19 protein-coding genes and 1 rRNA gene are annotated in these 18,908 nt (G+C 51.1%); 5 read left to right on the top strand and 15 right to left on the bottom strand.

From position 1 onward, the window contains the following. The first annotated feature begins 19 nt into the window (after nt 1-19). From KIB08_RS05545 to rpmB, 4 genes are all read left to right on the top strand, one after another. On the top strand, nt 20-1,063 hold the full coding sequence (locus KIB08_RS05545; RefSeq protein WP_303990610.1) for a methionine ABC transporter ATP-binding protein: 1,044 nt from the start codon (nt 20-22) through the stop codon (nt 1,061-1,063). Further along, nucleotides 1,044-1,697: a methionine ABC transporter permease gene (locus tag KIB08_RS05540; RefSeq protein WP_075939061.1), complete on the top strand. Its 654-nt coding sequence runs from the start codon at nt 1,044-1,046 to the stop codon at nt 1,695-1,697. The genes KIB08_RS05545 and KIB08_RS05540 overlap by 20 nt, the downstream gene beginning before the upstream one ends. A gap of 35 nt (nt 1,698-1,732) precedes the next feature. Continuing rightward, nucleotides 1,733-2,554, top strand: a complete 822-nt coding sequence (locus KIB08_RS05535; protein WP_303990607.1) for a MetQ/NlpA family ABC transporter substrate-binding protein — start codon at nt 1,733-1,735, stop codon at nt 2,552-2,554. 84 nt (nt 2,555-2,638) lie between these two features. After that, a complete protein-coding gene (gene rpmB / locus KIB08_RS05530) occupies nt 2,639-2,827 on the top strand; it encodes a 50S ribosomal protein L28 (protein ID WP_024049106.1) in 189 nt (62 codons plus the stop codon). Nucleotides 2,828-2,906: 79 nt separating this feature from the next. Here rpmB and KIB08_RS05525 read toward each other — a convergent pair whose 3' ends face one another. The 6 genes from KIB08_RS05525 to nhaA form a co-directional block, all read right to left on the bottom strand. Continuing rightward, complete coding sequence (locus KIB08_RS05525) at nt 2,907-3,896, bottom strand: deoxyguanosinetriphosphate triphosphohydrolase (RefSeq protein WP_303990602.1); 990 nt, start codon at nt 3,894-3,896, stop codon at nt 2,907-2,909. 8 nt (nt 3,897-3,904) lie between these two features. After that, nucleotides 3,905-4,723: a pyruvate, water dikinase regulatory protein gene (locus KIB08_RS05520; protein ID WP_303990599.1), complete on the bottom strand. Its 819-nt coding sequence runs from the start codon at nt 4,721-4,723 to the stop codon at nt 3,905-3,907. Next, the gene (locus KIB08_RS05515; protein ID WP_075939065.1) at nt 4,720-5,367 is read right to left on the bottom strand and encodes a helix-turn-helix transcriptional regulator; all 648 of its coding nucleotides are present in this window, start codon (nt 5,365-5,367) and stop codon (nt 4,720-4,722) included. The genes KIB08_RS05520 and KIB08_RS05515 overlap by 4 nt, the downstream gene beginning before the upstream one ends. A gap of 60 nt (nt 5,368-5,427) precedes the next feature. Continuing rightward, on the bottom strand, nt 5,428-7,815 hold the full coding sequence (gene ppsA / locus KIB08_RS05510) for a phosphoenolpyruvate synthase (protein WP_303990596.1): 2,388 nt from the start codon (nt 7,813-7,815) through the stop codon (nt 5,428-5,430). Nucleotides 7,816-8,003: 188 nt separating this feature from the next. Beyond that, on the bottom strand, nt 8,004-9,206 hold the full coding sequence (tyrS, locus tag KIB08_RS05505) for a tyrosine--tRNA ligase (RefSeq protein ID WP_303990593.1): 1,203 nt from the start codon (nt 9,204-9,206) through the stop codon (nt 8,004-8,006). 51 nt (nt 9,207-9,257) lie between these two features. Next, the gene (nhaA, locus tag KIB08_RS05500) at nt 9,258-10,439 is read right to left on the bottom strand and encodes a Na+/H+ antiporter NhaA (protein WP_303990590.1); all 1,182 of its coding nucleotides are present in this window, start codon (nt 10,437-10,439) and stop codon (nt 9,258-9,260) included. 143 nt (nt 10,440-10,582) lie between these two features. Here nhaA and KIB08_RS05495 point away from each other — a divergent pair, with 143 nt between their 5' ends. Beyond that, entirely contained in the window at nt 10,583-11,173 is a 591-nt protein-coding gene (locus KIB08_RS05495) for a tetratricopeptide repeat protein (protein ID WP_303990588.1), read from the top strand. Nucleotides 11,174-11,233: 60 nt separating this feature from the next. Here KIB08_RS05495 and rpmF read toward each other — a convergent pair whose 3' ends face one another. From rpmF to rrf, 9 genes are all read right to left on the bottom strand, one after another. After that, a complete protein-coding gene (rpmF, locus tag KIB08_RS05490; protein WP_060803419.1) occupies nt 11,234-11,410 on the bottom strand; it encodes a 50S ribosomal protein L32 in 177 nt (58 codons plus the stop codon). Nucleotides 11,411-11,425: 15 nt separating this feature from the next. Next, nucleotides 11,426-11,932 carry a YceD family protein gene (locus tag KIB08_RS05485; RefSeq protein WP_303990582.1) on the bottom strand — a complete coding sequence of 169 codons (507 nt, stop codon included), beginning with the start codon at nt 11,930-11,932 and terminating at the stop codon, nt 11,426-11,428. Between the two features lie 190 nt (nt 11,933-12,122). Beyond that, nucleotides 12,123-13,091, bottom strand: a complete 969-nt coding sequence (locus KIB08_RS05480) for a TPM domain-containing protein (RefSeq protein WP_303990687.1) — start codon at nt 13,089-13,091, stop codon at nt 12,123-12,125. Between the two features lie 16 nt (nt 13,092-13,107). Then, complete coding sequence (locus KIB08_RS05475) at nt 13,108-13,662, bottom strand: LemA family protein (RefSeq protein WP_303990580.1); 555 nt, start codon at nt 13,660-13,662, stop codon at nt 13,108-13,110. 271 nt (nt 13,663-13,933) lie between these two features. Then, nucleotides 13,934-15,289, bottom strand: a complete 1,356-nt coding sequence (locus KIB08_RS05470; RefSeq protein ID WP_303990577.1) for an APC family permease — start codon at nt 15,287-15,289, stop codon at nt 13,934-13,936. Between the two features lie 146 nt (nt 15,290-15,435). After that, complete coding sequence (locus tag KIB08_RS05465; RefSeq protein WP_303990574.1) at nt 15,436-16,140, bottom strand: aspartate/glutamate racemase family protein; 705 nt, start codon at nt 16,138-16,140, stop codon at nt 15,436-15,438. 152 nt (nt 16,141-16,292) lie between these two features. After that, entirely contained in the window at nt 16,293-17,192 is a 900-nt protein-coding gene (locus KIB08_RS05460; protein ID WP_303990572.1) for an acetamidase/formamidase family protein, read from the bottom strand. Between the two features lie 77 nt (nt 17,193-17,269). Next, nucleotides 17,270-18,715: a Na+/H+ antiporter NhaC family protein gene (locus KIB08_RS05455; protein WP_303990569.1), complete on the bottom strand. Its 1,446-nt coding sequence runs from the start codon at nt 18,713-18,715 to the stop codon at nt 17,270-17,272. 113 nt (nt 18,716-18,828) lie between these two features. Further along, nucleotides 18,829-18,908 (bottom strand): 5S ribosomal RNA (gene rrf / locus KIB08_RS06970); the annotation flags it as partial.

The raw sequence follows: 18,908 nt of genomic DNA, 5'->3' as shown, positions 1-18,908 counted from the left end.
TGGTTAAAGGAGTGAGAAAATGATAGATTTGCGACACATTAGCAAAGTATATCCCGGTCCGCAACCGGTGCACGCAATCAAAGATATCGACCTGCATATCCCCGAAAGCGAAATTTGCGGTATCATCGGCCTGTCCGGGGCCGGCAAGTCGACGCTGATCCGCTGTATCAACATGCTGGAAACGCCGACCGAAGGAGAAGTTTGGGTCGACGGTAAAAACCTGACGGCGATGAGCGAGCAGGAATTACGTAACGAACGCAAACATATCGGCATGATCTTCCAGCATTTCAATCTGCTGAGTCATCGTACCGTCTATGAAAATATCGCGTTTCCGTTAGAGCTCGCGGGACTTTCCAAAGCGGAACAAAAAGAACGGATCGAGCCGATTTTAGAACTCGTCGGTCTGACGCAACGCCGCGACAACTATCCCGCCCAACTTTCCGGCGGTCAAAAGCAGCGTGTCGGCATCGCCCGTGCGTTAGTTTCCCGACCGAAGGTGCTCCTTTGCGACGAAGCGACCAGCGCGCTCGATCCGCAGACTACCAAAGCAATCCTTGATCTTTTGAAAGATATCAATCGTCGCCTGCACCTGACCATCGTTTTGATCACGCATGAGATGCAGGTCATCAAAGAAATTTGTAACCACGTCGCCGTCATTGAAAACGGTCGCATCATCGAACAGGGCGGCGTGGCGGATCTTTTCACCGCGCCGAAAACGGCGACCACGCGCGAATTTGTCGGCTCAATTTTGAGCAATGAGATTCCGGAAAACTTAAACTATCTGCATATTTCCCAAACACCGATTCCCGATGCCGATTTACTGGTTCGGTTATCTTTTATCGGCGACGTTACCGATGAGCCGTTGTTGGCGACATTGATTCGTCGGTTTGATCTCGAAGTCAGCATTCTCTACGCTAGCATCGATTACATTCAGGACACCTCATTCGGTCGACTGATTGTGACGCTGGGCGGCAGTGAGGATCAAATGCAAGCCGCCTTGGCGTGGCTGCGCGCGTGTCCCATTGAAAGTGAGGTGATCGGTTATGTCCCCGCAAATCGTTAGCCTCTTATGGCAGAGTTTAGGGGAAACAATGTACATGGTGGCCGTTTCCTCCTTTCTCTCGGCCTTCTTCGGGATTCCTCTCGGGGTCTTGCTGCTCGTTACCGATAAAGGTCATATTTTGGAAAATGCCGCGATTAATAAACCGCTCGGCGCCGTCGTCAATATGTTGCGTTCGATCCCGTTTATTATTTTGATGGTCGCGATTATTCCTTTGACCCGCATTATTGCCGGTTCCTCGATCGGCACGACCGCCGCGTGCGTACCCTTGACGCTCGCCGCAATTCCCTTTGCGGGGCGCCTGGTGGAAACGGCGCTGAAAGAAGTTCCGTTCGGCTTGGTTGAAGCCGCGCAATCGATGGGCGCTTCCCCGTTGCAAATCATCTATAAAGTGTTAATTCCCGAAGCGCTTCCGACCATCATCGACAGCATGACGAACGTCGTCGTCAATTTGATCAGCTACTCCGCGATGGCGGGCGCGATCGGCGGCGGCGGCTTGGGCGATCTCGCAATCCGCTACGGCTACCAGCGTTTCCGTCTCGATGTGATGCTCGCAACGATTGCGATATTGGTCATCGTTGTCCAATTGATTCAAAGTCTGGGTAATTATTTAGCACGACGCGTTAATAAAAAATAATTCTGAAAACGAAATAGTGAAATGGGGTAATTGATATGAAACGACAATGGACAGTCTTATTTTTCCTGCTTTGCAGCTTGGCCGTACTGGCCGGTTGCGGCACCCAAAAAGAGCCGGCAAACGCTATGCTCGGCACCCAAGAACGACCGCTCGTTGTCGGCGTAACGGCAGGTCCGCAGGCGCAAATTTTAGAGCAAGTCAAAACGGTGGCCGCGCGTGACGGATTCGTCATTAAAGTGGCGGAATTCACCGACTTCGTCACACCGAATCAGGCGCTCGCCAACGGCGAAATCGATGCCAACGCGTACCAACACCAGCCGTACTTGAACCATTTCAATAAAAACAACGGTGACAAATTAGTCTCGATCGGCAAAACCGTACTCTTACCGATGGCGCTCTATGCACCGAAATACAAAACGCTCGACGCCCTTCCCGACGGCGCGAAAGTAGCCATTCCGAACGATCCGACCAACGGCGGTCGCGCGCTCTTGCTGCTGCAGTCGGCCGGTCTGATTCAACTCGGCACGAATGATATCACCGTCACGGTCGCTGATGTCAAAGAAAATCCGCATCATTTCGAATTTCTTGAAGTGGAAGCCGCGCAGGTGCCGCGCTCGTTAGATGACGTGGACGCCGCCGCAATTAATACGAACTACGCGCTTGAAGCGGGCCTTTCCCCGGTTGCCGACGCGCGCTTTGTGGAAACGAAAGAATCGCCGTACGCTTGCGTGCTGGCCGTGCAAAAAGAAGCGAAAACCAACGCGGCGTATGCGAAACTGCTTTCTTACTACCAATCGGAGCCCGTACGCGACTTTATTAACAAAGAATTTAAAGGCGCGCTCGTGCCGGCGTTCTGACTTGAGGTTTTCCTTTACAACTGAATGCAGCTGTGATAAAATACTACTGTTGCTAATAACGGAACTTGCAAGGAGGTGTAGATAATGGCAAATTATTGCGAAGTTTGTGGTAAAGGTACGCAAACCGGTATGAACGTCAGCCACTCACATTTGAAAACGAAACGAACCTGGAAACCGAATATTCAACGTGTACGTGTTGTTCTCAACGGTCAAACCACGCGACAGAACGTCTGCACTCGGTGCCTTCGTTCCGGCAAAGTGGAACGTCCTTAAGACAAACTAAAAACCGCCTGCGGGCGGTTTTTTTAATGCCTGTTTTCGTCATATATAAAAACCGCCCGCAGGCGGTTTTTTATTTAACATCCCAATAGCGCGGCAAAAACGTGTCTTGATATAAACGAATCGCATACTCGTCCGTCAAGCCGGCTACATAATCAATCACCGCCGTTGCGACCGGAATTTCGTTCGGCTGATGTTCCTCCGGCAAGCGCGCGGGATCTTCCAAATAGTAGCGGCAAAGCTCCTGTACCAAGCGGTAACCGCGTTTACGATCCGGCACCAGCGCCGGCGCCTGATAAACATTGGCGAACATGAATTCGCGAAATATGCGCATGACCGCCTGCGTGGCGTCCGGCATGATAATACAGTCCCGATCCAACGATGAATACACCAGGTCGCTTACCATCGCCGTGATCATGGATGAATGCGTCGTTCCGAAACGGCGTTGCACTTCCAGCGGCAAATCGTCCGCCGTGAGCATACCCGCCCGCTCCGCATCATCAAAATCGTGGCATAAGTAGGCAATACGGTCACTGTAACGAACCAGCTGCCCTTCTAATGTCTGCGGCAAATTTGGTCCCGTATGATTCAAAATACCATCACGTACGGCCTGCGTCAAATTCAAACCGGCGCCGTGCTTTTCCAGCACATCCAACACGCGCAGACTTTGCTCATTATGATGAAAATGTCCGAACAGATCGCGAATCGCAAATTCACCGACATGACCGAACGGCGTGTGCCCCACGTCATGCCCCAAGGCGATCGCTTCCGTCAAATCTTCATTCAAGCGCAACGCGCGCGCCATCGTCCGCGCGATTTGACTCACTTCCAACGTATGCGTCATGCGCGTGCGATAATGATCTGTCGGCGCGATATATACCTGCGTCTTGTGTTTCAAGCGTCGAAACGCCTTGCTATGCAAAATCCGGTCCCGATCCCGTTGATATTCGGTGCGCAAAGGGTCCTTGTCCTGCGGACGGTCACGCACGGCGTCACGGCTGTGGGCCGCGTGCGTCGCTAAATATTTGACTTCGCGTTCTTCGGTCACTTCACGGATTTGCATAGTTCACCTCACCCGTGTAAACGGCGGTTGCGTTCAATGATTTCCATAACCCGATTGGCCGTTTCTTCAATCGCTTTCGTGGATACGTCGATCACCGGACAGTGCAGTTTGCGCATAATCTCACGCGCATACGTCAACTCTTCCCGAATGCGATCCAGCGCCGCATAGCTTGCTCCGTCGGCAAGTCCCATGGATTTTAACCGTTCGCTGCGAATCGTATTGAGTTTACCCGGATCGATAATCAAACCGACAATTTTATGGGAAGGCAGCTGGAATAATTCTTCCGGCAACGGCACTTCCGGAACCAGCGGCAAGTTCGCCGCTTTGATTTTTTTATGCGCCAAATACATGGAAAGCGGCGTTTTCGAAGTACGCGACACACCGATAATGACGATGTCGGCTTTTAAAAATCCGGCCGGATTTTTACCGTCATCATATTTAACCGCGAATTCGATGGCTTCCACTTTTTTGAAATATTCCTGGTCGAGCTTGTGAACCATACCCGGTTGCATGCGCGGTTTGGTTCCGGCAATCACTTCAACCGCACGCAACATCGGACCCATAATATCGACCGATGTCACCTTGTATTGCCGAGCGATCTCTTCAAAATTGGAACGCAGTTCTTCGGAGACGATCGTATGACAAATGATGCCTTCATTCGCCTGCGCTTCGCGCACCGCATCTTCGACCTGCTCTATCGTGCGGATATACGGCACCCGAATGATGTCAATATCTTCCTTGTCAAACTGGCTGATCGTAGCCCGTGCGACGTTTTCCGCCGTTTCGCCCAATGAATCCGAAAGCACATAGATTGTCGGTACTTTCATTTTTTCACTCCTCTTCCCTTGCCTCGACCGATATCCACCAACAAACGGGTCATCCCCGTCTTGGAAATACGGCCGCGCACCCGATAGATTTTTTCGCCCGCCTTTTCCGTAACATCGACTACCGGCAGACAATCCACCTCGTAATCAATCATTTTTTGGGCCGCCGATAACACATCGTCATTCATTTCCACATAAATCAGACGACTGCTGGACGTCATGACCAACCGCACCGGCAGGGTAGTGAGTTCTCGTTTGCCCATAGCTGCTTTAAGGAGGTCTTTGCGCGAAATAACCCCCGCCAATTCCTGTTGCGTGCCGACAAATAAAGTTCCCACGTCTTCCGTAAACATCGTCACAATCGCATCATACGCGGACGCGTCCTGAGGCACCATAACCGGTTGTGACAAGCATTGCGAAACTGTCATCGAGCGAATTTGATCGGCCAGGAGATTATCCGATTCGTTTCCGACATAGAAATATCCCATCTTCGGCCGCGCGTCTAAAATCCCCAGCATCGTTAAAATCGCAAGATCACTGCGCAACGCTGCCCGCGTTACCGAAAGACGTTTCGCGATCGCATGGCCCGAGATCGGTCCGTCCTCACGCACCATTTCGGCGATTTTTTCCTGTCTCTCCGAAAGCACTTCGTTCTCACCACCTAACTCTATTATACAAAAAATGCCCCGTTACGGGGCATTTTTTTATTACCATTTAAGTTCTTCCTGATTGGGCACGCGACCTTTGCCGGTCACCGCATCCAACAAAATACGTTGTTCCAGTTGCGCGACCATTTTCTTGGTCGCTTTGACCATATCCGGGTTAACCGATACGGAATCGATGCCTTGACTGATCAGGAATGCCGTGAAGTCAGGATATACCGACGGCGCTTGCCCGCAAATCGAAACGGTTTTACCGTCACGATGCGCCGTTTCGATCAAGTGGCGAATGGCACGACGTACTGCCAGATTGCGTTCATCGTAAATGTGCGAAACGGTATCGTTATCGCGATCGCAACCGAGTATCAGCATCGTGAGATCGTTCGAGCCGATCGAATAGCCGTCCACAAATTCATTGAACTGATCCGCCAAAATAATGTTGGAAGGAATTTCCGCCATCAGCCAAACTTTGAAGTCCGGACCGCGACGCAAGCCTTCGGCCGCCATCAAGTCGGTGATAATGCGAGCTTCTTCCACAGTACGGCAGAACGGGATCATGACGTTCAAATTCTTGAAGCCGTATTCTTCACGTACTTTGCGAACCGCCGCCAATTCCAATTTGAATGCTTCGATATAGGTGGGGTCGTAATACCGCGACGCGCCGCGCCAGCCTAAGAGCGCGCTCGGTTCATGCGGTTCATATTTGTCGCCGCCTTTGAGGTCGCGGTATTCACTCGATTTGAAATCGCTGAAACGCAAGGTGACCGGACGCGGCGCCATCGCCTGGCACACTTTGCGAATGCCGTCCGCCAAACTGTCGACCACACGTTCCGGATGACCGATTTCGATCAGGTACAACGGATGTTCGTGAATGAAGGTGGTCCAGATAAATTCTTCGCGCATCAGACCGATGCCGTCACACGGCAACTGCCCGTGTTTTTCCGCCAAGTCCGGATCGCCGAGGTTCATGTATACTTTCGTGCCGGTCGCCGGGAAATATTCCGCCGCTGCCGCGGTCTGTTCCGTTGCTTGCGGTTGTTTAACGAGGTCTTCGATCAGGCCGTCATAAACGATACCGTTCGTCGCATCGACTGTAATCATCGCGCTGTCCTGAATCGTTTGCGTCGCCGCATCGCCGCGGCTCTGCGTACCGACAATACACGGAATGCCCAATTCGCGGCTAACGATCGACGCGTGGCAGGTCATGCCGCCCGCATCGGTAACAATCGCTTTCGCCTTCTTCATGGCCGGAACCCAGTCGGGCGCGGTCATTTTCGTGATCAGAATTTCGCCTTCTTTGAACGTATCAATCAACGCCGGATCCAAGATGACGTGCGCTTTACCGCCCACGCGTCCCGGGCTGGCCGGCAAGCCTTTCAAGAGCGGTTTACGATCTGTCGTATAATCGGCTTCCGCCGGATTGTCCTGCTTCTTTTCTTTATTTTTCTTCGACCAAACGGTTTCCGGACGCGCCTGGAGAATCTTGATCGAGCCGTCGCGTTCATCGACGCCCCATTCGATATCCATGTAGCAGCCGTAGTGTTTCTCAATCGCCAGCGCATAGCGCGCGAGTTCTACGACCTGTTCGTCGGAAATAACCTGCTGTTTCGCTTTTTCCGGAGCGACGTTCTGTTCGATGACGCCGCTGCCCGGTTTGCGGGTGAGCATAATCGGTTTTTCGTTGATATGTTTTTCCGTGATCGTGAGATCCTGTTTGTTGACAAGGAAGCTGTCCGGCGTTACCGTACCCTGAACAACGTATTCGCCCAAGCCCCAAGCGCCTTCAATCATGATGTTTTGATCATTGCCGGTAGCCAGATCAACCGTAAACATAACGCCCGATGCTTCCGAGAATACCATCATTTGAACGACGGCCGAAAGCGCCACTTCGAGATGATCGAAGCCCTGTTTTACACGGTAGTACACAGCGCGGTCGGTGAAGGTGGAAGCGTAGCATTCTTTAACGCGGGCAATCACTTCTTTTTTGCCTTTGACGTTCAAATAGGTATCCTGCTGACCGGCAAAGCTGGCGTCAGGTAAATCTTCCGCCGTCGCGCTGGAACGAACCGCTACAAACGGCGTCTTTTCGCCGACTTTTTTCGCTAATTCATCGTAGGCATTGCCGATGGCATCTTGCAATTCCTGCGGCATTTTTACGGCCATGATCGCTTCGCGAATTTGCGCGCAAACATCACGCAACTGCGCCGAGTCTTCCACATCCGTCAAATTTTCAAGCAATTCTTTTACTTTGGCATCCGCGCCGGATTCTTCCATAAAGTAACGATAGCCGTGCGCCGTCGTGGCAAAACCGTACGGTACCGGTACCTTCGTCTGCGAGGTAAGTTCCCCCAGGGAAGATGATTTGCCGCCGACTAAATCGACGTCCGAACGACGCAAGTCGTCAAACCAAAGTACATACGCTTTCTCTTTATCCATTTTGCTCTCCTTTCAAAACCCGAACAGTAAAAGAGTATACTATATATCAAAGTCAAGTTTATAGTATATTCTATTTAAATTTCTGTCAAGCACTATTGATCGACTTTCAAGATTTGCATAAAGTTCGTTCAGCTATCCTGTTTTTGCATACAAAAAAGAGCTCATGCGAGCTCCTTTTAATGACGGTTTTAACCCAAACGAATACGACGATATTTACGCTTACCGACCTGTAAAACATCATCGTTTTGTAATGTGTAATTTTCTTCGGTGACCTTTTCGCCGTTGACGCGAACGGATCCCTGTTGAATCATGCGTTTACCTTCACTGTTGCTCGAGACCATGCCGGCCGTATTTAACAATTGCGGCAACCAGACTTCACCCGCATCAATCGAAAGTTCTTCAATCTCGCTCGGCAGATCGCGTTCCTGGAAAACGCGGACAAATTCCTGTTCCGCCGCTTCAGCCGCCGCGGCGCCATGGTACAGTTCGACAATCGTTTTGGCGAGCAGCATTTTGGCGTCGCGCGGATGAACGCTGCCGTCTTTGAGACCCTGCGCCAGTTGTTCCTGCTCTTCGCGCGGCATATCCGTCACCAACATGAAGTAGCGCGCCATCAATTCGTCCGGAATCGACATCGCTTTGCCGTACATTTCCGTCGGCTCTTCATCGATACCGATGTAGTTGCCGAGGCTCTTGCTCATCTTCTGGACGCCGTCCAAACCTTCCAAAAGCGGCATCGTGATAACGACCTGCGGCTCCATACCGGTTTCGCTTTGCAAATGACGGCCGACAATCAGGTTAAACTTCTGGTCGGTACCGCCGAATTCGATATCCGCTTTGATCGCGATCGAGTCGTAACCCTGCATCAGCGGGTACATAAATTCATGCAGCGAAATCGGCCGTCCTTCGGTATAACGTTTTTGGAAGTCATCGCGTTCCAACATGCGGGCAACCGTATATTTCGCCGCGAGCGTCAAAACGTCGGCAAAGTTCATTTTACCGAGCCATTCGCTGTTGAAATGAACTTCCGTTTTATCACGATCTAAAATTTTGAAAATTTGATCTTCGTACGTCTTCGCATTGGCCAAGACCTGTTCTTCCGTTAACGGTTTACGCGCCGTGCTTTTGCCGCTTGGATCGCCGATACGGCCCGTAAAGTCGCCGATGATCAAAACGATCTGATGTCCCAAGTCCTGAAACTGTTTGAGTTTGCGCAAGACTACCGTGTGTCCGAGGTGAATATCCGGCGCGGAAGGATCTAAACCCAATTTAACCCGCAGCGGCGTATTCGTTGCAACCGCACGCTCCAATTTTTTACGTAATTCATCCAGCGGCAAAATTTCCGCCGCACCGAAACTCATTTGCGCTAACTGTTCTTCTACCGATTTCATCTGCTGCCTCCACTACCATTGTTAAACTACTGCTGAATAATATTATACCCGTTACATCTGCCCGCCCAATGTCGGTCGTTGCTCACTCGGATCGGTCTTACGCGCGGCATGCGCCAACACACCGTAGCCGGCCAAAGCCGAGAGAAGCGATCCGGCAAATATACCGATTTTAGCCTGATCTTGAAACGCCGGATTGACAAACGCCAACATCGTGACGAAAAGTCCCATGGTAAAGCCAATCCCGCATAAAATGGAACAACCGTACACATGCTCCCAACGAGCGCCGGTAAGCATGCCCGCATAACCCGTTTTTACCAAACCGTAAAACGCGGCGAAGACTCCGATCTGTTTACCGACGAATAAACCTAAGGCGATGCCGAGCACTACCGGATCCAAAAGGTCGCCCCAATGGAAACCATTGAACGACACACCGGCATTCGCAAATCCGAAGATCGGCAAGATGATGAAAAACACAGGCAAATGCAATGCTCCCATCCAGGCGTCGAGAATATGCATCACGCCGCCCGATTTCGTCTTTGCGGTCAGCGGAATCGTCAGCGCCAAAACAACGCCTGCAATCGTGGCATGCACGCCGGAACGCAGGAAGCAATACCATAAAATAGAGCCCAATATGGCATACGGCACGGCGTTACCCACCTGACGACGATTTAAAAAGAGCAACATCGCCACTATGACCGCGCCCACCAGAAGATAGGTGAACGCCACTTCATTCGTATAAAAAAATGCAATAATTAAAATCGCCAATAAATCATCAATAATCGCCAACGCCGTCAAGAAAATTTTAAGCGAACGCGGCACGCGTTTCCCCAGCAATGCCAAAACGCCTAACGCAAATGCGATATCGGTCGCAGCCGGAATCGCCCAGCCGTGCGCCGTATCACTTCCCAACGGATTAAAAATAAGGTAAATCGCTGACGGAACGACTAAACCGCAGAAAGCGGCAATCCCAGGCAACATGCGTGCGGAACGTTCCCTCAAATCACCCTCATAGATTTCACGTTTAATTTCCAGGCCGACGTATAAAAAGAAAAACGCCATCAAGAGATCATTGATCCAAAGTAAAGGTGTAAGACCGCCGAAAGGCTGATTCAAAAAGCTGAAATAGGAACCAGCCAGACTGCTATTCGCAACGATCAGTCCGAATGCAGATGCGATCATCAGCAGAATCCCGCTCGACGCATCCGCCTGAATAATCTTTTTCAATCCCGTCATCTTCTCAACCGCCTTTACGCGCCGGCAGAGTATCCGCATCATTCATAATACGTACCGACATAGTACCAGTATAACTCATGTATAATTATAATATAAATACGCTTTTATTTTTTGTATAAACTATTTCCATATGGGAGGCAATGATGCCCTACTTATTTGTCATTCTGCTTTGTCTTTGTCTGAGCGGCTGCGGCCAGGATGCGCCGCCCGCACCAACCGCGGCGACAAACGCCGCGCAAACCGTCCCGCAACCGCCGCCCGCTTGGCGAGAAGGCGTCACAAGCATGCAGGCGGGAAATTACGCCGCTGCCGAAACACATTTTACGGAAGCGATCAAAGTCGCCCCGCAGGATTACCGCGCGTACGCCGATCGCGGTTTGGTACGCGCGTTGGATGGGCGTTACGAAGAAGCGCGCAACGATCTGACGCGCGCCTCCGATCTGGCGCCCGGGATTCCCGCCGTCGAATATAATTGGGCCATGTATTATAAGTTACAAGGACAACTTGACGACGCCCTCACCCATTTTCAAAACGTGCTGAAAAAGGAGCCGAAAAACGCTTGGACATTGTACGGTATCGCGACGATTTACGCCGATCGCGGTGAAACAGAGCCGGCGCTTAACTATTTAGAGCGCGCGATGGCAGCGGATCCGACCGTTGCCGATGCGGCGCGCTCGCAGGATCACTTCCGCTTATTTCATGAAAACGCGCGTTTTCAAAAGCTTGTTCTATAATCCGTCTTACGAGACAGTATAAAAAAAGGAATGGAAGTCTCCATTCCTTTTTTGTCGTCCTTACTGCACATCCATTACGGCTTTGCCTTTGTAATGACCACAATATTTGCACACACGGTGCGGCATGATCATCTCGTGGCACTGCGGGCATTCAATCAAGCCCGGGGCCGTCAATTTCCAGTTCGCGCGACGACGATCGCGACGACTTTTCGACATTTTACGCTTCGGTACTGCCATGGTTGCACCTCCTCTTTACTCGTTCCTGCTACTTTGCTTCCAGGCAGCCAGAGCCGCCCAGCGAGGGTCGATTTCCGTGTCGCTGCAATCGCAAGATCCTTCATTTAAATTCGTTCCGCAGTGCGGACAAAGACCTTGACAATCTTCCCGACACAGCACTTGAACCGGCTCCTCAATGAGCAACGTATCCCGAACAAGAGATCGTACATCCACGGTCAGGCCGTCGTATCCAAGTGCATCCGCATCTTTTTCCGGTTCACGGACAAATCGTTCATAAACGGGCACGCGGATCTCCCGTTCAAATTCATCCAAGCAACGTGTACAAACGCCTTGCATGCGAGTGGTCAGTTCCCCTTCCCAATGCAAGCGTTCCCCATCATACCAATATTCACCGCGGATTTCCACGGGCGCCAATAAGCCTTGCAATTCCGGATCATCCGCGAATTCTTTCTGCGGTAAGGTAAACGCATACGCAATACGTTCTCCGGGATGAGCGATGGCGGCATCAATGGATACTTTCATGCTGAACCTCGACTTTCTTATTATAGCGATTCTACCCTTTATTGTCAATTGAGAGGATGCTTTTCCACGTGAATATAATTACATCTATTCTAACAAAGTAAACCTGTGATGTAAACTTAAGCGGCGCGGTCACTGCGCAAAATCATTTTTCCAACTGCAATCAAAAAGGCGGAGTGATCTCCGCCTCAACTTACCATGATCGGCCGGCGCCGCCGCCACCGGAGCTGCCGCCTCCGCCACCGCGAAAACCGCCCCCGAAGCCGCCGCCACCGCCGGAACCTCCCCCGCCGCCGCGCGAGAAGAACATCAGCAGCAGGATACGCGTCAGACGACCGCGATTAAAGATCCCGTCCAACATCAGAACCCCGATCAAAAACGCCAGCGGCCATACGGAACCGCTTTGCCGTTCCGGTTTCTCGACCCGTCCCGGCGTGCCTAAATCTTTCTCCGTGATACCGTATTCCTGCATCGTCACGCCGACCAAAGCGCCGTAGGTTTGCAAGATGCCCTGCTCGAATTGATTTTGCTTAGCGTAGGGAACAAAGTAGCGATCTAAAATCTCGCCCGCTTTCGCGTCATTGAGGGCGCCTTCCATGCCGTAACCGACCTCAATACGCACCTGTTTGGCGGACGGCACGACCAAAAGCAAAATTCCGTTGTTCTTCGCTTTATTGCCGATCCCCCAGCGCCGAAACAGCTCGGTCGCATACATTTGCATATCCCCGTCGGGAATACTCGGCATGGTCGCTACTACGACCTGGGCGCCGGTTTTATCTTCCAAAGCGCGCCCGACGGAGCGGATTTTTTGGACCGTTGTGCGCGACAAAATGCCCGCGAAATCCTGCGCATAAATATCGCCGCGCAGTGCCGGATAGGGCGTTGTCACAGGCGCCGTCGAGACATTGTCGGTGGCAGCGCCTGTCTGCGCGGGACCGGTCTGCCGCGGCGAAGGCTGATGATTAGGCTGACTCGGCACCAACCCCTGCTCCACCGGCAGAGTATCCGTCGCTTTCGGCCATAACGGCGATCGCTCCGCTGTCGCTACATCGGCCGCCGCTGCCGCGGGAACAATCGTCGCCATGACCAGCCAGCAAACGGTAACGAGCCATATCCCCCACCGGCGCAGCACTTCCGTCATGTGCACGCGCGTGTTTTCCATCACCGCACGTCCTTACTTAAAACTGAACTTGCGGCGGAGTTTGCGCGCTTTCCGAAGCGCGGAAATAGTCACGGCTGCTGAAACCCAACAATCCCGCCACGATATTCGTCGGGAATTGGCGAATCCGGGCATTGAACGCCTGTACGGTGCCGTTGTAATCACGGCGCGATGTGGCAATGCGGTTTTCCGTGCCGGCCAATTCGTCCTGCAACGCGCGGAAATTGGCGTCCGCTTTCAAATTCGGATAATTTTCAACGACCGCAAATAAACGTCCCAACGCGCTCTGCAGTTGCGCATCGGCTTCCGCTTTTTCGGCGACCGACTGCGCGCCCGCCATCTTGGCGCGAGCATTCGATACATTATCAAAGACCGCCTGCTCGTGTTGCGCATAGCCTTTGACCGTATTGACCAGGTTCGGAATCAAATCGTTGCGCCGTTGTAACTGCGTATCGACTTGCGCCCAAGCGCCGTTGACCTGTTCATTCGCAGTAACCAGTCCGTTGTACTGGCCGATTGTCCAAAATCCCGCCAGTGCGATAACTGCAATTACTATCCACCAAATTCTTTTCATAATAGCCTCCTCCAGCTCTATAAACAAGAAATCATTTGACTATATTATACCATAATCGACTCTTTTACTTGCTCCATGTGCCCTTTATATCTTCTTTTTTGTTTGTACCAAGTCATCTGTCACGTCGTACTCTTTCCTCACGTGAACTCATTGCATTATCGGGCCGTCACCGGTAATAAAAGGCGTTCTATATAAATACGTGCGAAGTGTAAAAATATTTTATCGGTAAAAAACGGTAACTGCCATTCGCTACGCAGTTACCGTTTTTTATTTATTCTTTTAAGACCGGAGGTTTATGTTGCAGTCCGCGCGTGGAAACGAGCAGGTAGATCAAGCCGACGAAGAGCCACACCGCGCCGACGATCAAACAGGTTGTGGAAAGGTTCGCCCACAAATACGCGCACACGGCGAAACCGATGAGCGGCGCGAGAAAGTAACGGAATATTTGCCGTTCTTTTTTCCGCCAGAAGTGGTAAACAATGACCGCGAGATTGACGCACATAAAACCGAACAAACCGCCGAAATTCAGAAGTTCGGTCACAATCGAGATGTCGAGGAAAATCGCGCCGAATACACCGATCGCCGCCATAATCAAAATATTGTACGTCGGCGTTTTGTACTTCGCATGCAAATGCGCGAAAAAAGTTTTCGGCAGCAAACCGTCGCGTCCCATGCCGTACAAAAGGCGGGCCGCGCTGGACTGACCGGCAAGTCCCGCCGTCATCGTGGAGATAATGACCGCAATCGTATACGTGATGGCGAGCCATTCGCCGCCGACGAGCTGCGCCACTTCAAAAAGCGCCGTGTCCTGCGAGGCGAAGGTCGTGTAATCCGGCCAGACGAGCTGCGCTAGGTAAGCCTGCAAGATAAAGATCAGACCGCCGAGAAGGCAAGCCGCCATCGCCGCGACACCGATATCTTTCTCCGGACGAACCGCTTCTTCCGCCATCGTCGTAATCGAATCAAAGCCCAGGAACGAGAAGCAGGCAATCGCCGCGCCCGCTACCAGCGCGGAGATCGAGTGCGAGCTTTCCGGATGAAACGGTGCGGCTGAAATCAATGTGCCCGCGCCGACACCGTTTGTCAGCGCCCATGCGCACATGGCGCAAAATAGAAAAACAATGACGCCCATGACCCCGACTAAGAGCATATTTGTTTTCGCCGCTATATCCACGCCGAAATAGTTGACGACGGTAGTCACCAGCGCGATGCCGAGCACATATGCATAGTACGGAATCGCAGGAAACGTCGAGTGCGCATACGCCGCCCCGACCATAAAAACAATCAGCAGCACCAGGACATAGTCCAAAAACATCGCCCAGCCCGCAAAAAATCCGAGATAGGGATTAATCCCTTTTTCCGTATACGAGTACGTCGAACCGGCGACCGGAAACGCATTGGCCATCTTACCGTAGCTCATCGCGGTGAAAAGCATCGCGACCATCGCAATGACGTACGCGAACGCCAAGGTACCCCCTGTCGTCATCGTCGCATAGCCGTAAATATAGGCCGGCGCGATCGGCGTCATAAACGCGATACCATAAATAATTAAATCTTTACGCGTCAACACCCTTTTCAATGTCTGATCATACCCCGTACCAACAACGTTACCGTTCGGTTCCGCCATGCCTATCCCTCCTTAGCTGTAATAATCAGAGTATACCATAATAAATAGATTAGAACGACCAAAAATAATTTTATTCATTATAAATGATATGACTTCTGTCGTCACCGTGCCTCATTTTGAGAAATAAAAAAGAGCCCGCAGGCTCTTTATTCACATGTGTATAATTCTCGCAAACTGGCGCGTGCCAACGCTGCCAGTGAGGACACCGCGCGCTGATCCGGAAGTTGAGCCGCGCCGTATGCCAACGGCAACTCCGTACAAGCCAACACGAGCGGCACATCGTTTTCACGCCACAAAAGCTCCGCCGCCTGACGCAAGCGTTCACCCGCTAGCGTGAAATTGCCCGATTTGATGTAGCGCAATGACTCCTCCGCCCACTCACCGGCAAGCGGCAACGGATCGTATAATGCAAAGCCTCGTTCCGCCGCTTTTTTCTGGTACAAACCGGAACGCAATGTTCCCTGTGTTCCCAAAAGCCAAGCCCCTTTAGGCGAAAGCTTCGCCGCCTCCGCCAACGTCACGTCCATGATATTGATCAGAGGCGCGGTGAGTTCAGCGGCAAATTGTTCAATGAAATAATGCGCCGAATTGCATGGTGCGCAAAGCACGTCCGCACCCCATGTGATCAACTTTTCAAAGTCGTCTCGCATTTGCGGGCCGGGATCCGCTCCTTTGCCGAGCATGGCCGCGCTGCGATCGGGCAGATCCGTGTCGCCGAGCATAATTACCGTCGGGTGCTCTTGATCCGTTTCCGCCGGCGCGTAAACCGCCAGCAATCGTAAAAATTCCGCCGCTGCCGCCGGTCCCATCCCACCGAGCACGCCTAATACTTTACCGTTCTTTTTTACCATAGCCATCTTCCGTTTCTTTTATTTTACATTTATCTTACCGTTTTACTTTAACGAATGCAATGATAACCGAAATATATACAAAAACGTAAAAAAAAGAGACCGTCACAGTGACGGTCTCTTTTTGGAGTTTTCTTACGTAAATCTTTTTCTTTTTATCCGATCAACGGCTTTTTATTCAACACTTTCGGCGTGCCGACACGGAAGCTGTCACCGCCGGCTTCTTCCACAAGGCAAGCCTGGTTGGCGCAGAGATATCCCTGAATGGACATATACATCGCGGTATCCGTGTAGTCCAAGTCATACGCATCGCTGATCAGGCGATGCAATTCCAAATATCCTTCGCGAATGGCGTCATCGCACGTCGGTCCGCAGGTATTGACAAAGTACGCATCTTTGGTTTCCGTAACCGTCCAATTCAGCTTGAAGTTTTTCAAAAGACGCACGCGCACGATCACTTCACCGGCGATTTCAATCCCGTTGCCGCAAACTTCGCCGTCCGCCATCGTGGCATGCAGATCGCCCATGGCCAGCAGTCCGCCTTTAACACGTACCGGGAACCAAACCGTTACGCCTTTTTTGATGATGCGGCTATCCATATTGCCGCCGTGATTTCCCACAAAACCGGTAGAGATTTCTTTTTCATCAGTCGCGACACCGATCACGCCGACCATCGTATCCAACGGCCATACCATATCATTGGCGTCCCAATGCACCAAACCGTTTTCAATGCGCATAATGTGCGTGCGCAATTCGCTTTTTTCGCAAAATGGACCGCATTCGGGAATCGAACATACCGCGCCCTGGTCGGCCACCGTGACATCCAAAATATCGACCGCCAGCGCGTCGCCCGGTTCCGCGCCTTCGATGTAAAGTGGGCCGGTCGCCGGATTCGTATGTTGCCAATCCACCGTTTCCGCAATATCCGTCGGCTTTTGCACCTGACCGTCGTAGCAGTCTTTGGTTATAAATTTGACCACTTCACCCGGTTTAGCTGTCGCAACCGGCTGCATATCGGGAGTAAACTTATAAATACATTCTCTGATCTCTTGCATAGAACTTCCTCCTTTACCATATCACTATAAATTTGCTACACACTACTATCTTGCCCAACATTACCTTTGCCGGAAAACTAGAACACAAAACCCGCGATTAAATACATCACGGCGGAAATTGCCGCAAAGATAACGGAGTAAGCAACGCAAGTCGATGCGTGGTAACCCGGTTTTAAGCCAAAGACCGATGAAGTCAACATCGTGTAATCGCAAATGTAACACATATTACAGCCGAAAGCGCCGGCCGAAATAATCGCCGCCCCTACCAGGTACGGATTGGCACCGACGGTCAATGATACCGGAATCAAAATCGGGAATGTAATTAAGATCAGTCCCCAATTAAGCGACATGATGCATTCCGAGATACAAAAGACGACAAACACGAGGAAAGGTAATAAATTCGGACTAACGAAGGTCTGTACCACATTTGCCAAGTAATCGATATATCCCAGATCTACCAACACATCATTGAGCATGTACGACACGCAGAACAAAATAATCAAACTCATAAAATCGGCGAAGCCGGCAATCAGACACTCTTCAATATCTTCCGATTGAATAATATTGCGCAATAAATAGTAGCCAACCGTCACCGGTAAAACCACCAGCATCGCCGGCACCGTATCGAATTCAAAATAGCAAACCACGCCCATCAAGAAAACAATCGGCAGGAAAAAGTCCAGCAGCCCGCCATCTTTTTTACCCGGGACCTGCTCTTCCATATTTTCAATCGGCACGTAGTATTCTTTTCGTTGCGTTTTCAAGCCGCCCAATCGCGGTAAATAACCGGCAGCAAAAAGAAATGTGCCGATCATGGAAACGATAGCATAGAAACTGAACGGTATGGAGCGGAAAAACGCCATCATGCCGTTGCCGTTTTCGGCAAGCCCCGCCGAAGCAAACACACCGCCTAAAAACGCCGCCCATGAAGTAATCGGAAACAGTACACGCAACGGTTCCGCCAAAGTATGGATCAAGTACGCGCCGTCTTCCCGCGGAGCGTCCAATTCATCATACATCGGCGCCATAATACTGCCGCCGATCGTAACCGTCATGTAATCATCAAAAAACAACGGAAATTGCATAAGCCAAGTCGCCATATTTAATTGCCGCGCCGATTTCACTTTACGTTTAACCAATCTTGCAAACGCATGCAATGCGCCAGTTTTACCAAGAAGTTTTGTAAATACGTTCAAAAAGCAGCACATGAGAACAATCCACAAAAAATCTTCATCCGCCATGGTCTTATACAACTGCTCTTTAAACCCGTCTACTACACCGATCCCTGTATTTAACGCCACTCCCAACATGGTGGCAAAAATCAGCGTCTCCAAAATACGTTTCGTCAGCAACGTATAGTAGAGGATATATACGATTAATAAAGTCCCTATCCCTTCCGGCAAATGGTCTTTCCCCGGCGTCAGAAATATGGCTCCCAATAAAAACAAAAAAGTAAGTCCGTAGCTCATACATTTGTGCAAAGCGGAATCGGGATCCAATAAAGTTTTGTATAAAGACCGCATGATAAAACCTCCATCCTTTTCTTCTGTAGTATACCAAATCATTGAAGAAAAGAAAACTCCAAAAACAACTATTAAATAAAAAAGAGACCGTCATTTCGACGGTCTCTTCGCGTAATCAGCAGCTACCTATGCTCCCGGGCCGTTTCCAGCCAAGTACTTTCGGCGTTTACGAGCTTAACTACTGTGTTCGGCA

It is taken from the genome of Negativicoccus succinicivorans, assembly GCF_018372215.1.
In the GTDB taxonomy this organism is placed as follows: domain Bacteria; phylum Bacillota; class Negativicutes; order Veillonellales; family Negativicoccaceae; genus Negativicoccus.
The sequence above is the reverse complement of the archived record's forward strand: the minus strand, read 5'-3'. Positions and strand labels throughout refer to the sequence as shown.

Coding starts and splice junctions, on each gene's coding strand:
- KIB08_RS05475 (WP_303990580.1), bottom strand. CDS start 13,662: ATGAAAAGAATTTGGTGGATAGTAATTGCAGTTATCGCACTGGCGGGA.
- KIB08_RS05535 (WP_303990607.1), top strand. CDS start 1,733: ATGAAACGACAATGGACAGTCTTATTTTTCCTGCTTTGCAGCTTGGCC.
- KIB08_RS05470 (WP_303990577.1), bottom strand. CDS start 15,289: ATGGCGGAACCGAACGGTAACGTTGTTGGTACGGGGTATGATCAGACA.
- KIB08_RS05455 (WP_303990569.1), bottom strand. CDS start 18,715: ATGCGGTCTTTATACAAAACTTTATTGGATCCCGATTCCGCTTTGCAC.
- tyrS (WP_303990593.1), bottom strand. CDS start 9,206: ATGAAATCGGTAGAAGAACAGTTAGCGCAAATGAGTTTCGGTGCGGCG.
- KIB08_RS05465 (WP_303990574.1), bottom strand. CDS start 16,140: ATGGTAAAAAAGAACGGTAAAGTATTAGGCGTGCTCGGTGGGATGGGA.
- rpmF (WP_060803419.1), bottom strand. CDS start 11,410: ATGGCAGTACCGAAGCGTAAAATGTCGAAAAGTCGTCGCGATCGTCGT.
- KIB08_RS05545 (WP_303990610.1), top strand. CDS start 20: ATGATAGATTTGCGACACATTAGCAAAGTATATCCCGGTCCGCAACCG.
- KIB08_RS05540 (WP_075939061.1), top strand. CDS start 1,044: ATGTCCCCGCAAATCGTTAGCCTCTTATGGCAGAGTTTAGGGGAAACA.
- ppsA (WP_303990596.1), bottom strand. CDS start 7,815: ATGGATAAAGAGAAAGCGTATGTACTTTGGTTTGACGACTTGCGTCGT.
- KIB08_RS05525 (WP_303990602.1), bottom strand. CDS start 3,896: ATGCAAATCCGTGAAGTGACCGAAGAACGCGAAGTCAAATATTTAGCG.
- KIB08_RS05495 (WP_303990588.1), top strand. CDS start 10,583: ATGCCCTACTTATTTGTCATTCTGCTTTGTCTTTGTCTGAGCGGCTGC.
- KIB08_RS05460 (WP_303990572.1), bottom strand. CDS start 17,192: ATGCAAGAGATCAGAGAATGTATTTATAAGTTTACTCCCGATATGCAG.
- KIB08_RS05485 (WP_303990582.1), bottom strand. CDS start 11,932: ATGAAAGTATCCATTGATGCCGCCATCGCTCATCCCGGAGAACGTATT.
- KIB08_RS05520 (WP_303990599.1), bottom strand. CDS start 4,723: ATGAAAGTACCGACAATCTATGTGCTTTCGGATTCATTGGGCGAAACG.
- nhaA (WP_303990590.1), bottom strand. CDS start 10,439: ATGACGGGATTGAAAAAGATTATTCAGGCGGATGCGTCGAGCGGGATT.
- rpmB (WP_024049106.1), top strand. CDS start 2,639: ATGGCAAATTATTGCGAAGTTTGTGGTAAAGGTACGCAAACCGGTATG.
- KIB08_RS05480 (WP_303990687.1), bottom strand. CDS start 13,091: ATGGAAAACACGCGCGTGCACATGACGGAAGTGCTGCGCCGGTGGGGG.